The organism is Spiroplasma endosymbiont of Aleiodes alternator (assembly GCF_964031135.1).
Classification (GTDB): Bacteria; Bacillota_I; Bacilli_A; order Mycoplasmatales; family VBWQ01; genus Spiroplasma_E.
On sequence record NZ_OZ035008.1, the window covers coordinates 86,447 to 100,210 of the forward strand.

Annotated in this window: 24 protein-coding genes and 2 pseudogenes; 25 read left to right on the top strand and 1 reads right to left on the bottom strand. The window is 29.0% G+C overall.

Annotated elements, in window-relative coordinates; all coding sequences use genetic code 4:
* From rplP to ACQH20_RS00600, 25 genes and pseudogenes are all read left to right on the top strand, one after another.
* Window positions 1–486 (top strand): 50S ribosomal protein L16, encoded by a 486-nt coding sequence (gene rplP / locus ACQH20_RS00480; RefSeq protein WP_281748520.1) that lies wholly within the window; start codon window positions 1–3, stop codon window positions 484–486.
* Window positions 467–961: a 50S ribosomal protein L29 gene (gene rpmC / locus ACQH20_RS00485; protein ID WP_338958179.1), complete on the top strand. Its 495-nt coding sequence runs from the start codon at window positions 467–469 to the stop codon at window positions 959–961. Before rplP ends, rpmC begins: the two co-directional genes overlap by 20 nt.
* Complete coding sequence (gene rpsQ, locus ACQH20_RS00490; protein WP_174480925.1) at window positions 961–1,239, top strand: 30S ribosomal protein S17; 279 nt, start codon at window positions 961–963, stop codon at window positions 1,237–1,239. Before rpmC ends, rpsQ begins: the two co-directional genes overlap by 1 nt.
* A 21-nt stretch (window positions 1,240–1,260) precedes the next feature.
* Window positions 1,261–1,629, top strand: a complete 369-nt coding sequence (gene rplN, locus ACQH20_RS00495) for a 50S ribosomal protein L14 (RefSeq protein ID WP_425377124.1) — start codon at window positions 1,261–1,263, stop codon at window positions 1,627–1,629.
* A 13-nt stretch (window positions 1,630–1,642) separates the two neighbouring features.
* Window positions 1,643–1,990, top strand: a complete 348-nt coding sequence (gene rplX, locus ACQH20_RS00500) for a 50S ribosomal protein L24 (RefSeq protein WP_425377125.1) — start codon at window positions 1,643–1,645, stop codon at window positions 1,988–1,990.
* Between the two features lie 21 nt (window positions 1,991–2,011).
* The gene (gene rplE, locus ACQH20_RS00505) at window positions 2,012–2,569 is read left to right on the top strand and encodes a 50S ribosomal protein L5 (RefSeq protein ID WP_338958174.1); all 558 of its coding nucleotides are present in this window, start codon (window positions 2,012–2,014) and stop codon (window positions 2,567–2,569) included.
* A gap of 1 nt (window position 2,570) precedes the next feature.
* Window positions 2,571–2,756 carry a type Z 30S ribosomal protein S14 gene (locus ACQH20_RS00510; protein WP_174480921.1) on the top strand — a complete coding sequence of 62 codons (186 nt, stop codon included), beginning with the start codon at window positions 2,571–2,573 and terminating at the stop codon, window positions 2,754–2,756.
* A gap of 13 nt (window positions 2,757–2,769) precedes the next feature.
* Window positions 2,770–3,174 carry a 30S ribosomal protein S8 gene (rpsH, locus tag ACQH20_RS00515; protein WP_425377126.1) on the top strand — a complete coding sequence of 135 codons (405 nt, stop codon included), beginning with the start codon at window positions 2,770–2,772 and terminating at the stop codon, window positions 3,172–3,174.
* 12 nt (window positions 3,175–3,186) lie between these two features.
* Complete coding sequence (rplF, locus tag ACQH20_RS00520) at window positions 3,187–3,741, top strand: 50S ribosomal protein L6 (RefSeq protein WP_252319239.1); 555 nt, start codon at window positions 3,187–3,189, stop codon at window positions 3,739–3,741.
* Between the two features lie 30 nt (window positions 3,742–3,771).
* Window positions 3,772–4,122: a 50S ribosomal protein L18 gene (gene rplR / locus ACQH20_RS00525; protein ID WP_425377127.1), complete on the top strand. Its 351-nt coding sequence runs from the start codon at window positions 3,772–3,774 to the stop codon at window positions 4,120–4,122.
* An 18-nt stretch (window positions 4,123–4,140) separates the two neighbouring features.
* Complete coding sequence (rpsE, locus tag ACQH20_RS00530; protein ID WP_425377128.1) at window positions 4,141–4,845, top strand: 30S ribosomal protein S5; 705 nt, start codon at window positions 4,141–4,143, stop codon at window positions 4,843–4,845.
* Window positions 4,846–4,854: 9 nt separating this feature from the next.
* Window positions 4,855–5,298 (top strand): 50S ribosomal protein L15, encoded by a 444-nt coding sequence (gene rplO, locus ACQH20_RS00535; RefSeq protein WP_174480916.1) that lies wholly within the window; start codon window positions 4,855–4,857, stop codon window positions 5,296–5,298.
* Window positions 5,299–6,657 carry a preprotein translocase subunit SecY gene (gene secY, locus ACQH20_RS00540; RefSeq protein WP_338958165.1) on the top strand — a complete coding sequence of 453 codons (1,359 nt, stop codon included), beginning with the start codon at window positions 5,299–5,301 and terminating at the stop codon, window positions 6,655–6,657.
* Between the two features lie 9 nt (window positions 6,658–6,666).
* Window positions 6,667–7,332 (top strand): adenylate kinase, encoded by a 666-nt coding sequence (locus ACQH20_RS00545; protein ID WP_425377129.1) that lies wholly within the window; start codon window positions 6,667–6,669, stop codon window positions 7,330–7,332.
* The gene (gene map / locus ACQH20_RS00550) at window positions 7,325–8,107 is read left to right on the top strand and encodes a type I methionyl aminopeptidase (protein WP_425377130.1); all 783 of its coding nucleotides are present in this window, start codon (window positions 7,325–7,327) and stop codon (window positions 8,105–8,107) included. The genes ACQH20_RS00545 and map overlap by 8 nt, the downstream gene beginning before the upstream one ends.
* Complete coding sequence (gene infA / locus ACQH20_RS00555) at window positions 8,107–8,427, top strand: translation initiation factor IF-1 (protein WP_348774424.1); 321 nt, start codon at window positions 8,107–8,109, stop codon at window positions 8,425–8,427. Before map ends, infA begins: the two co-directional genes overlap by 1 nt.
* A 21-nt stretch (window positions 8,428–8,448) precedes the next feature.
* Entirely contained in the window at window positions 8,449–8,562 is a 114-nt protein-coding gene (gene rpmJ, locus ACQH20_RS00560) for a 50S ribosomal protein L36 (RefSeq protein ID WP_174480911.1), read from the top strand.
* A 24-nt stretch (window positions 8,563–8,586) separates the two neighbouring features.
* Entirely contained in the window at window positions 8,587–8,985 is a 399-nt protein-coding gene (rpsM, locus tag ACQH20_RS00565; protein ID WP_174480910.1) for a 30S ribosomal protein S13, read from the top strand.
* 17 nt (window positions 8,986–9,002) lie between these two features.
* Entirely contained in the window at window positions 9,003–9,395 is a 393-nt protein-coding gene (rpsK, locus tag ACQH20_RS00570; protein WP_252319229.1) for a 30S ribosomal protein S11, read from the top strand.
* Window positions 9,396–9,413: 18 nt separating this feature from the next.
* The gene (locus ACQH20_RS00575; RefSeq protein WP_425377131.1) at window positions 9,414–10,382 is read left to right on the top strand and encodes a DNA-directed RNA polymerase subunit alpha; all 969 of its coding nucleotides are present in this window, start codon (window positions 9,414–9,416) and stop codon (window positions 10,380–10,382) included.
* Between the two features lie 18 nt (window positions 10,383–10,400).
* Window positions 10,401–10,766 carry a 50S ribosomal protein L17 gene (gene rplQ / locus ACQH20_RS00580; RefSeq protein ID WP_425377132.1) on the top strand — a complete coding sequence of 122 codons (366 nt, stop codon included), beginning with the start codon at window positions 10,401–10,403 and terminating at the stop codon, window positions 10,764–10,766.
* 108 nt (window positions 10,767–10,874) lie between these two features.
* Entirely contained in the window at window positions 10,875–11,408 is a 534-nt protein-coding gene (locus ACQH20_RS00585; RefSeq protein WP_425377133.1) for a M60 family metallopeptidase, read from the top strand.
* Between the two features lie 50 nt (window positions 11,409–11,458).
* Window positions 11,459–11,707 (top strand): hypothetical protein, encoded by a 249-nt coding sequence (locus tag ACQH20_RS00590; RefSeq protein ID WP_425377134.1) that lies wholly within the window; start codon window positions 11,459–11,461, stop codon window positions 11,705–11,707.
* A 61-nt stretch (window positions 11,708–11,768) separates the two neighbouring features.
* Window positions 11,769–12,989 (top strand): IS3 family transposase, encoded by a 1,221-nt coding sequence (locus ACQH20_RS00595; protein WP_425377135.1) that lies wholly within the window; start codon window positions 11,769–11,771, stop codon window positions 12,987–12,989.
* Window positions 12,990–13,037: 48 nt separating this feature from the next.
* A pseudogene (locus ACQH20_RS00600) lies at window positions 13,038–13,409 on the top strand (transposase); the annotation flags it as partial.
* A gap of 126 nt (window positions 13,410–13,535) precedes the next feature.
* Here the strand turns inward: ACQH20_RS00600 and ACQH20_RS00605 are convergent.
* Window positions 13,536–13,679: pseudogene (locus ACQH20_RS00605) on the bottom strand (IS256 family transposase); the annotation flags it as partial.
* Window positions 13,680–13,764: the final 85 nt, after the last annotated feature.

Sequence of the window (13,764 nt, forward strand, 5' to 3'; positions counted from 1 at the left end):
ATGGCTATACCTAAGAGATATAAACACTCTTGCGTCCACCGTTTAAGTTATGAAGGAACTGCAAAAGGTTGTAAAACAGTTGCTTTTGGAACTTACGGACTTCGTGCTGAAGAAGGTTCTTACATTACTGAAAGACAAATTGAAGCAGCCAGAGTAGCAATGACACGTTACATGAAACGTGGTGGAAAAGTTTGAATTAGAATCTTTCCACATTTACCAATTACTAGAAAACCAGCGGAAGTACGTATGGGTTCAGGAAAAGGTTCAATTGATCATTGAGTTTCAGTAGTAAAAGCAAAAACAGTTATGTTTGAAGTATCATATCCTAATGAAGCAACAGCACGTGAAGCATTGCGTCTTGCAATGCACAAGTTGCCAATCAAATGTAAAATTGTTACTAGAGAAATAAAACCAACAGAAGAAGTAAAGGTTGCTAAAAATTTAACAACAGAATTGGGTGAAGCAAATGGAAATGCAAGTAATTAAAAATAAATCAACTTTAGAATTACAACAACATGAAGAAACTCTTCGTGCGCAATTGTTTGCTTTACGAATTCAAAGTTCGTTAGGTAAACTAGAAACTCCGCATATGATAAATAATCTTCGTAAGGATATTGCTCGTATTAAAACTGAATTAACTATCAGAATTAATAATGGTGAAAAAATCAAACCATTACATATTAATAAAATGGTATTACCAGAAGAAAATAAAGAAAGCAAAAAAACTAAAAAAGTTGCTAAAGTTGATGATAAAAAAGATATTAAAGTTAAAACAATAACTAAATCAGAAGTTATTAAAGAATCAGATAAAATTGCTAAAAAAGAAGTTACTGAAAAAACAACTAAAGCAAAATCATCAAACAAAGAAGTTAAAAAAGTTACTACTACTAAAGTAGAAAAACCATCTAAAAAACCTACAGTTAAGAAAACTGTGACACCAGCTAAGGAGGACAAAGAATAATGACAAATATTATTCCAAGCAAACAACGTAAAACTTTTGTTGGAATTGTAAGTTCTGACAAAAATGATAAAACAATTACTGTTGTTGTTGAAACTTCAAAACGACATCCAATGTACCATAAAAGTTTTAAGTCAACTAAAAAGTATCATGCCCATGATGAAACTAACCAAGCTAAAATTGGTGACAAGGTTGAAATCATTTCAACTCGTCCACTTTCAGCTCTAAAACGCTTCCGTTTGTTAAAGATTATTGAATCTAAAACAAATAAAAAAGCTTAATTAACCAGGAGGATAAGAAAGATGTTACAAAATCTATCGTGAGCCAATGTGGCTGACAACACTGGTATTAAAGAAGTTATGGTTATTAGAGTTTTGGGTGGTAGTACTAAAAAATTTGCTAAAATCGGTGATATTGTTGTTTGTTCAGCAAAATCAGTAACACCTAATAGTGCAATGAAAAAAGGACAAGTTGTTAAAGCAGTTGTCGTACGTAGTAAATTTGGTGTAAAACGTAATGATGGTTCTTGTGTAAAATTTGATGATAATGCAGTAGTAATTATTAAAGAAGATAAAACGCCACGTGGTACTAGAATATTTGGTGTCTTGGCTCGTGAAGTTAAAGAGCGTGGTTATAATAAAATTGCTTCTTTAGCAGAAGAAATTGTTTAGGAGGATGAAATAAATGGCAAGCAAAAAGAAACCAGTTATTAGTCTTGATACTAAATTAAAAAGAGGCGACCAAATTAAAATCATTGCAGGAAAGCATAAAGGTCATAGCGGACCAATTATCCAAGTACTTCGTGAAAAAAATCGTGTTATTATTGAAGGTATTACTGCTAAGAAAAATAAAAAACCTACCCAAAATGATCAAGAAGGTGGAATTGTGGAAGTAAAAACTAGTGTTCACATTTCTAATGTAATGATCCTTGATGGTAAAAAAGATAAAAAAGTAACAAAAATTGGGTACAAAATTGATAAAGATGGCAAAAAAATTCGTATTGCACGAAGATCTGAAACAGAATTACGATAATAAAGGAGTAATAGCATAAAAATGAATCGTTTACAAGAAAAATATAATAAAACTATTATTCCCCAATTGCAAAAAGAATTAAATTTTACATCAATAATGCAAGTACCCAAAATTGAAAAAGTTGTTATTAATATTGGCGTTGGAGATGCAAGTAGTAATCCAAAAGCCATTGATAAATCAGTATCTGAATTATCAAAAATTACTGGTCAAAAACCAATTATCACTAAAGCAAAAAAATCAATTGCCGGCTTTAAATTAAGAGCAGGAATGCCAATTGGTTGTAAAGTTACATTACGTGGCGAAAAAATGTATGATTTCCTTGATAAATTTATTTCAATTTCTTTACCAAGAATTCGTGATTTTCAAGGCTTATCAGCTAAAGCATTTGATCAAAATGGTAATTACACTGTTGGTATTAAAGAACAAATTATTTTCCCTGAAATTAATTATGAAGAAGTAGATAAAGTTCGTGGTATGGAAATCTCAATTATTACCACAACATCAAATAATGCAACAGCATTATTGTTATTAAAAAAAATAGGATTACCGTTTAAAAAACAAGGAAAGCAGGTGGCATAAGATGGCAAAAACTTCATTAAAAGTAAGACAAGCCCGTAAATCAAAGTTTAGTACGCAAGCATATACACGCTGTCAAAAGTGTGGCCGTCCTCATGCGGTTATTCGTAAATTTATGTTATGCCGTATTTGTTTTCGCGGTTTAGTATACCAAGGACAAATTCCTGGTATTAGAAAAGCATCATGATAGGAGGTATATAATTATGATGACAGATCCAATAAGTAATATTTTAACAGTTATTCGTAATGCTATTAGCGCTGCGGATAGCAGTAAACATCGAGTAGTTAGTGTACCTTCTTCAAAACAACTAGTTAGGATAGCTGATATCTTGCAAAAAAATGGTTATATTGAAAAATATCGTGTTACTAAAGAAAATCCTAGCAAACCTAAATTAGAACTTTTATTAGTTCATACTGGTAAAAGTCCAATTCTTGGTTTAAAAAGAATATCTAAACCAGGATTAAGAATGTATGCAAAATGTGAAGACTTACCAAGTGTGTTAAATGGTTATGGAATTGCAATCATTTCTACATCAAAAGGTATTATGACAAATAAACAAGCAAAAAAACTTGGTCTTGGTGGCGAAGTTCTTGCTTATGTATGATAAGGAGGAAACTATATGTCACGTATTGGTAACCGTATCCTTACCATTCCAGTAAATACTTCAATAACGCTAGATGCAAGTAACTTGTTAACTGTTACAGGAGCAAAAGGTTCTTTAAAAAAACTATTACCAAATGTTATTAAAATTAATGTTGATGAAGAGAAAAAAACAATTACTACAACAAGACCTGATGATAACAAAAAAAATAAACAACTTCACGGAACAACTAATTCATTAATTAATGGAATGTTAGTTGGTGTATCAACAGGTTTTATGAAAGAATTAGAAATAAATGGTGTTGGATATCGTGCTGCTGTTCAAGCTAATATCTTAAATTTAACATTAGGATATTCTCATCCTATTAAGTTTGAAATTCCGCAAGGAATTACCATTGTTGCTCCTAAACCAACAGTATTACAAATTAGTGGTATTGATAAACAATTAATTGGAGAAGTTGCAGCCAAAATTCGTAAATTCCGTAAACCAGAACCATATAAAGGTAAAGGAATTAAATATAAAAATGAACACATTCGTCGTAAGGAAGGAAAAGCTGCTGGTAAAGGTAAATAATCTTATACTGGCACTTAAGGAGAATAGAAAATGATTAATAAACAACAAGCTCGTAAAGTTCGTCATTATCGTATTCGTAGTAAAATTATGGGTACTAGTGAAAGACCACGCTTAAATATCTTTAAATCTAATAATAGTTTTTATGCTCAAATTATTGACGATACTGTTTCAAATACAATTATTGGTGTATCAACATTAACATTTAAAGATTTAGCATCAAAAAGCAATATAGATGCTGCTACTAAACTTGGAGAAACAATTGCTAATTTAGCTATTAAGAAAAAAATTAAAAAAGTGGTTTTTGATCGTGGTGGATATTTATATCATGGTAAAGTGAAAGCATTCGCAGAAGCGGCGCGTAGTGCTGGATTAGAATTCTAAAAAAGGAGAATTAAAAGTATGAGTTTAGAAAATAAAAAAACAATTATTGATGATAAAGAAAATACTGAAGTTCAAAAATCAGTAGCAAAACCTTCTGTTAAAGCAGAAGTAAAAAATCCTGCTGGTAATGAAAATAAAATTAGACATACTAATTCATCACAACCAAGAAATAGCCACGATAAAAAAGAAAATAAAGTTCGTGAATCACGTAAAAATTTTGAACGTAAACCAAAAACTCCAAGTGAATTTATTGAAAAAGTGATTTGAATCAGAAAAATTAACAAAGTAACAACTGGGGGAAGAAGATTGCGTTTCTCTGCTGCTGTTGCTATTGGTAATGGTAAAGGAGTAGTTGGTTTTGGTATATCTAAAGCCAATGAAGTTCCTGATGCAATTAAAAAGGCAATTGAAGCTGCTCACAAAAATTTAACAACAATTACGATAACTAAAAACAATAATTCTATTGTTCATGAAGTTAAAGGTAAATATTGTGGAAGTGAAATTTTATTAAAACCAGCTAAAGAAGGAATCGGAATTAAAGCTGGTGGATCTGCTCGTGATATTTTAGAATTAGCTGGTATTCATAATATTTATTCAAAAGCATTTAGATCTAGAAATAAAATTAATTTAGCTAGAGCAACAATTGCAGGTCTTGGCAATGTTAAACCAGCAGAATATTTTATAAAAAATAAAAATCTTACTACTAAGCGTAGTAATGGTTAGAGGTGGATTATGGAAACAACATTACATAACTTAAAACCAACACCAGGTTCTCGTAAAGACATTAAACGTTTAGGTAGAGGAACTTCATCTGGAAAAGGTAAAACGGCTGGTAAAGGGACAAAAGGACAAAATGCCCGTACCGGTGGTGGAACAAGACCCGGATTTGAAGGAGGACAAACACCACTGTACCGTCGTATTTCAAAACGAGGGTTTACTAACTTTACTACAACCAATTATAGTATTATTAACTTAGAACAAATTGATTTAATTAAAGAGCATGAAATAACACCTGAACTTTTATTTCAATTAAAATTGATTAGAAGTAAAAAAGATGGTATTAAAGTTCTTGGTAAAGGTAAATTAACAACACCAAAAACAATTAAAGCTCATAAATTTTCAAAATCAGCAATTACTGCTATTGAACAAGCCGGAGGAAAAGCGCAGGTGATCTAAGTGTTCACAACAACCCGTGAATTAATAAAAAAGTATAAAGAAGTTATAATTAGAATTTTATTTACCATTTTTATTTTATTTATCTTTCGTGTTGGAGCATTTATTACAGTTCCAGGAGTAACTTTGAATGAAGATTTAAGTAGCAGTAATAGTAGTGGTATTGAATTCTTTAATTTAATTTCAATGTTAGGTGGTGGTGCTATTAGCAGATTTTCTGTTTTTGCACTTGGAGTCTCACCCTACATTACTGCATCAATTATTGTGCAGTTATTATCAACTGATGTTGTTCCTACTTTAACAAGATGGGCTAAATCAGGCGAAAAAGGTAAGAAAAAATTAGAGTTAATGAATCGAGTATTAACTGTTCCTTTTGCTATTATGCAAGGTTTTGCCACTATCTTTGGCTTACAATCTCAACATATTATTAGTGTTGATTGAAGTTCGGGATCGGGAGCAGCCGGACCAGAAGTTTTCTATTATGTATTAATTCCAGCTATTTTACTAGCAGGGACAATGTTATCATTATGAATGGCTGATCAGATTACTAATCGTGGTATTGGTAATGGAATTTCACTAATTATTTTTGGTGGAATTGCTGCTAATTTACCATTTAACTTAGCTTCAACTTTTAAGTATTGAGTAGGACCAGATACTAATAACGGTGTTATTTTTCAAGGGGCTTTAAAATTTGCTCTTTATTTTGCAGCCTTCCTACTGATTATTCTTGTTGTTGTATTCTTTAGTGAATCAGAGCGACACTTACCAATTCAACAAACTGGTAGTGGTTTAACTTTAAAGGGTGATAAAAGTTCTTATTTACCTTTAAAAGTTAACTCAGCTGGAGTAATTCCTGTTATTTTTTCTTCGGCACTAATTACTGCTCCAATGACAGTGGCACAAATTGTTGATCAAAATAGTGGTTTTGCTAATTTTGCTAGAAATTATTTATCTTTACAGTCGTGGCCGGGAATTAGTATTTTTGCTATAATGACGATTATGTTTACTTTCTTATATGCACAAGTGCAAATTAATCCCGAGCAAATGGCTAAGAATTTTCAAAAATCAGGAACTTATATTCCTGGCGTTCAGCCAGGGAAGGAAACAGAAATTTATATTAAAAGAATGTTAAATCGTTTAAGTACGATTGGTTCCTTTTTCTTAACTGCTGTTGCAGTAACTCCATTTTTGATTTCTAAATTTACTAATCTACCTTCTTCATTAGCAGTTGGTGGAACTGGATTAATAATTATGGTTGGAGTAGCATTAGATACAACAAAACAAATTAAGGGACGAATTACTCAACATTCATTCTTAAATTATAAGGACAACAAAGATGTTAAAGAACACTTATGGTCTTAGGGGGTAACGATGAATTTAATTATTTTAGGTCCACCAGGATCAGGGAAAGGGACACAGTCACAGTTTCTGAAAGAACAATATAATTTAATGCATTTATCAACTGGTGATTTGTTTCGTGATGAAATCACAAAACAATCACCAGTAGGTAAAAAAGCTCAAACTTATGTTAATAAGGGTCAATATGTTCCTGATGAGATTACAAATGAGATTATTAGTAATACTTTAAAAAAAATTAAACATAATTTTATTCTTGATGGTTATCCAAGAACAATCTCACAAGTAGCATCATTAGACAAAGTATTAACAAGTTTGAATGAAAAGCTTTCAATGGTATTGTATCTAGATATTAATGAAGAAACAGTTATTAAACGTTTGTCTTCAAGAGTTACTTGTCCTCAATGTAAAGCAATTTATAATCTTAATTTCCTATCACCAAAGATTACTGGTATTTGTGATAATGATGGGGTAAAATTAATTAAGCGAATTGATGATAGTGATGAAAAGACAATTATCAATCGTTTAAAAACTTACAAAGTAGCAACGGCACCATTGGTAGATTCTTATCAAGAACGTGGACTGTTAAGAACAGTGGATGCCAACCAAAATAATAGTGATATTAAAAAACAAATTAAATCATATTTATCATCATTAAAAGGAAATAAAAATAATGGTTAGCATTAAAAGTCAAAGTGAAATTCAAAATATCAAAGCCGCTAGTCAAGTTGTAGCACTTATTCATAAAGAGTTAGCAAAGATAATAAAAGTTGGGATAACGGGTAAAATACTTGATAAAGTGGCAGCACAAATTATTAAAGAAAATAATGCTGTACCTTCTTTTTTAAATTATCATGGGTTTCCTGCCACAATTTGTGTTTCAGTTAATGAACAATTAATTCACGGCATTCCTAATGATAGACCTTTTAAAATGAATGATATTGTGAAAATTGATGCTGGTGCTGCTGTTAATGGTTATCATGCAGATGCTGCCTTTACAATGTGTGTTGGTGGGAAACCAACACCAGAACAAGCAAAACTTATTAATGTGACTAAAGAATCATTAAATAAAGCAATAGCAATTATTGCACCAGGAGTTAGAATTGGTGATATTAGTAACGCCATTCAAACTTATGTAGAAAGCGAAGGCTTTTATTTACCAACATCATATACTGGGCATGGTATTGGTAAAAAACTCCACGAAGACCCAGCTATTCCTAATGTTGGTAAGCCCAACACTGGAATAAAATTGCAGTCAGGAATGACAATTTGTATTGAACCAATGGTTCAAACAACAACTGATAAAATTCTGGTTTTAAGTGATAAGTGAACAGTAGTTGCTGCTGATAAACAGCAAACTGCTCACTTTGAACACACTATCCTAGTAACTAATAATGGATGTGAAGTACTAACAATACTTAATGAAAATCAAAAAAATAATGAGGAATGTAATTAATGGCTAAACCAAAACAAGTAGTTAAACCCAAAGTTCAAAAAGTAAAAAAAACTAATGATAGTACTATTGAATGTGAAGGTATAGTAATAGAAGTCTTACCTAATGCTAGATTTAAAGTAAAGTTGAATGAATATGACTTTACTCCTATTGTAAGACCATCTGGTCGTATGCAAACACATAAAATTAAAATTATCAAAGGTGATCATGTAAAAGTTGAATTATCAACTTATAATTTAACTGAAGGACGAATTACTTTTCGTAACAGAATGGCTACTACACATTTACCGATAAATAAAGATGATGAAAACAAAGAAAACTAATAGTTTAACAGGAGGAAAATGATGAAAGTACAAGCATCAGTTAAAAAAATTTGTGACAAATGTCAACCAATCAAACGCAAAAAACGTAATGTAATCATTTGTGAAAATCCTAAACATAAGCAACGTCAAGGATAAAAATATTAAGGAGGAAAAATAAATATGACATCAAATACTAATAATGCAAGTCGAAGAATTGCGCAAGTAAATATTCCTGGAAATCAACATACAGTAATTGGTTTAACAAGAATTTATGGAATTGGTCGCAGCAAATCTTCAGAAATATTAAAAGAACTAAAAATTGAAGAAACTAAAAAAATTAATGAATTAACAGAAAAAGAATTAAGTTCAATTAGTCAATTAATTGAAAAGAAATATAAAACTGAAGGTGAACTAAGACGTGAAGTGTCTTTAAACATTAAGAGATTAATGGAAATTGGATGTTATCGTGGTATTCGTCATCGTAAAGGATTACCAGCCAGAGGACAATCAACAAAAACTAATGCAAGAACTTGCAAGGGACCACGTAAAACGGTTGCTAACAAGAAAAAAGCAAGTTAATTAGGAGGAAAAAAATAATGAATATAAAAACAACAGTAAAGAAAAAAATTAAAGTTAATCCTAATTTTATTAAAGCAAAAGCATTTATTAAAGCAAGTTTTAATAATACTATTGTTACTATTACTGATCTTAATGGTAATGTTATTGCTTGATCAAGTGCTGGAGCAGTAGGTTTCAAAGGAACTCGTAAATCAACTCCTCACTCAGCACAGTTAGCAGCTGAAGCTGCAGGTAAAACTGCTATGGAACACGGAGTTAAAATTTTAAGTGTTTTTGTTAATGGAACAGGACCAGGAAGAGAACCATCAATTCGTAGTTTACAAGCAGTAGGTTTTGAAATCAAAGATTTAAATGATGTGACACCAATCCCTCATAATGGTTGTCGTCCACCAAAAAAACCAAGAAAATAAAGTAGGTGAAAATAAAACATGGAACAACAATTTTTAAAACCAAAATTTAGTTTAAACAGTGAAAATAGTGCTATTAATTACAGTGAATTTATTGTGAGTCAATTAGAACGTGGTTATGGAACAACTTTAGCTAATGCCTTAAGAAGAACATTATTATCTTCAGTACCAGGTATTTCTGTATATGCAATTAGAATAAGTGGTGTATCTCATGAATTTACTGCAGTTAAAGGTGTAATTGAAAATGTTTCTGAAATAATTTTAAATGTTAAGGACTTAGTTTTAACTTTTGATGGTGATATTCAAAAGGACGAAAAAATTGCTAATTTAAAAATTAGTATTACTGGTGAACAAGATATTACTGCCGGAGATATTATTTGTCCAACTGATGTTAGAGTAGTTAATCCAGAATTAATTATTGCTCGAACAACTTCAAGAAATGTTCTTTTTGAAATGGAATTAATGGTAAAGAAATCTCGTGGTTATTCTTCATTTGAGGAAAATAAAAAAGAAATTGCTAATAGTTCAGGCATTATTGCTATTGATTCAAACTTTTCACCTGTTGAAAAAGTTGATTATAAAATTGAACCTGTAACTAAAACATTAAAGGGTATTGAATATGAAAAATTAATTCTTGGTGTACAAACTAATGGTTCAGTTAAAGCAGCATCAGCTATTGCAATGGCAGCTAAAATTTTAATGAGTCATATTGAGTTTTTTGTTAATTTAGATGATAATGTTAAAAACTTTGAAGTTATTTCAATTACTAATGAGCAAGAAAATAATGATTTAAACAAAGCCTTAGAAGAATTGAATTTAACTGTTCGTTCATACAATTGTTTAAAACGTGATGGTTATAAAACTTTGGGTGATATTGTAACTAAAAGTTTAGATGAAATTAAACAAATTAAACATTTAGGTTCAAAATCAATTAAAGAAATTGAAGATTGTGTATCAAAACATAATTTAGAGTTTTCTATTAAAAACTAAGAAGGAGGATAAGAAAAAATGTCATATATTAACGATATCGGAAGAAATAGTGCTAAAGTAGATGCTGAAATCCGTAATTTAGCAAGTGAATTAATTGTTCATGGAAAATTAGTTTTGTTAGAAAAAAGAGCAAAAAGATTACAAACATTTATTGAACCTTTAGTAACGTTAGCTAAACGTGGTGATTTGCATTCAAGAAGAATGGCAATTGCTAAATTGCGTAAAATTACAACTAAAGAGCATCCAAAGGATGGTGTTATTCCAACATTATTTGGCAATATTGCTGAAAGATATAAAGACCGTAAAGGTGGATATACAAAGTTAATTAAAGTAGATAATAGAAATGGTGATAATGCACTAATGGTATTAATTACTTTTGTTTAATTAAAAATATTAAAGCAAGAAAATTTTGGAAAGAGTAAAGCATTTTTATGTTTTCTCTTTTTTATATGTTGACAATTTTAAATAAAATTGTATTTTTTAATACAATTATTGATAAATATTTTTTATGGTATTTTTATTATAGTTACAGTAAATATTAGTGCGCTTTGAGTTGAAAGAGAATTTGGATTTCAAAATAACTTAATTAAATCACATACTGATAAAGATATTAAAGAATTTATTTTAAATTCAAATGCTGATAAAAATTTTGATAAACAATCACTTTTTGTTAAAATAGGTATGTTTTGACAATTAGATCAGGACTTTGGAAAATGATTTTATTCAACTTTAAATCAAACTTGTCGATTATTAGATAATAAGTTATTACCAACTGATAATGAATTAAAAAAACAATTTTTTATTCAAATGACTTCAAAAATAGCTAATCGAAATCTAATTCCATTCTTTGCTAAATGAGGAATTAAAGCTGATGAAGATACTGAAAACATTGTAAGTAAATATCCAAAGTTAACAAAAGAGATTTGAAATAATATCTTTGATGGTCATTATGATGATGATGCTATTGTTGAACATGAATTGCGAAGTTATCAACCAGTGCAAGAAGTAAAAGTTATTAGTTTTTAGAAAAAAGTATTGGTGATGAAATTTTAAAAAATGAAGTTAAAGAAAATATTATGATGGAAGATAATTTAGAAGTTGAAAGTGTTGAAGATATTTCTTATCAAAAACCTGATTTTCTTGATAAAAAAAGTATTGATACTAATTTTGTAGTTATAGATAGAAATGAATATTTTGTTGGTAATAAATATCAAATTCCAGTGAAATTAAATTTTGCAAATAGTATATTATTAGAAGGAATGGGACAGGACTTAACACAATATCGAGCAATTATTAATTTAAATAAAACTGAACATCTAGAATAAAGTAGACACAGAATTGTAACCTTTGTGTTAAAAATACTTTAAGGAAGGTGTTCATTTTTTTATGGCTAAATGACTATCAAAAGAAGAAAAGTTAAAAATAATAAAAAAAAGCAAAATTAAAACAATTGATAAAACCGCATTAGAGTATGGTATTGGTCGATCATCAATAAAAGAATGAATTAAAGCATATAAATTATTAGGTGAAAAAGGTTTAGAATATGGCAATGGAATTCGTGCTAAAAAAACCAAAAGAACAGGTCGACCCAAATCTTTAAATTTTAATGAAATGACAAAACAAGAATTAATTGAATATATTGAGGCAATGAACGATATAAAAAAGTATTTAGAAAAATCGACAAAAAAGAAGAAATATTTTGTGATTTTCTCATTGAAGAAAAAATATCAGATTAGTTATTTATGTTGATTATTAAATGTTTCAAAATCAGGATATTATAAGTGAATTAAGAATGGAATGAATGAATTTAATAAATGAGATACATTTTTAGCTAATATAATTAAAAATATTTTTTATGAATTTCAAGAAATTTATGGTTATAAAATGATAACTTTATGAATTAACAAAATTTATAATTTAAAATTAAAATTTCATATTGTATATAGATATATGAAAAATATGAGTTTAAAAGCTAAGGTTCGCATAAAAAAATTTGATTATAGAACTAAATCAGGAAGTTTAAGATATGATAATTTATTAAAACGTGATTTTTCAACTACTAATTTAAATGAAAAATTAGGTACTGATATAACTTATTTATTAACTAATGGTAAAACATATTATTTATCAATTGTTAAAGATTTTCATAATAATGAAATATTAGATTATAAAATAAGTGCAAGTTTAGACATGACATTTGTTGTCCAAAACATTATCCAAGCTTGAGTTAATGCTCAAAAACCTACTTCATGAATTTTACAATCAGATCAAGGATTTCACTATACAAATCCTTCTTATAAAATTTTATGTGATGAATTAAAAATAAAAATTTCAATGTCTAGAAGAGGTAATTCCTGTGATAATGGTGCTACTGAAACTTGATTTGGAACAATGAAAACAGAATTTCTATATCAAATTCCAAGAAAAAATAGAACTATTGAATGAATACAAGACAATTTACCTAAATATATTTACTTTTATAATAATTATCGACCTCAAATAAAATTAAAAGGAATGAGTCCAATCGAATATCGATTAGCTCATTCCAAACCAACAAATAATTACTTCATACCTATAAATTTAACACTTACAAACGCTATTTTATAAAATTTAATAAAAGGTTACTTTTATTGTCCACTTTTCTTGACAAGTTCACCAATTTATACTGCATGTAGTGAAGAACAAGCAATGCAGGCTTTAGAATCCTTTGAAAATAAGTGAAATAAACAATATCCTCAAATTGCTAAATCTTGATATAAAAATTGAGATAATTTAATTGTTTTTATTAGTTATCCTGCAGAAATTAAAAGAGTGATTTATACAACAAATGCTATTGAATCTGTAAATAGTCAATTACGAAAAGTTATCAGAAATAAAAAAGTTTTTCCTAATGATATGGCAGTTTTTAAAATATTTTATTTAGCAATTGAAAATATAACAAAAAAATGAACAATGCCCATTCAAAATTGAAATACAGCAATTGCTCATTTTATGATAAAATTTGAAGATAGAATTAATCTAAACTAGTACTTTGTAAAACAAAGATACACAGATTACATAAAAGCCTCGGAAAAGGGACTTTCCAGCAATCTGTGTAACTTAGTGATTTTACAACTAAAATTTATTTAAAAAACACAGTTTTTAGGAAAGTCCCATTTTTTCTACTAATCTTTTTGTTAATTCTTTATACAATCCTCCCTCTTTAAAAACTGTTGTTAAATCTTCAGTATTTTCTAATAATAAATCTACTGTTTTTGATATTGGATCATTATTATTAATATTTTGCTTTTTAGCCATCTGTAACTCACTCTTTCTAGTCATTTAATTATATTTACTAGAATTAATTAAACATAGTTATTTTTGTAAGTTACACAGATTACTA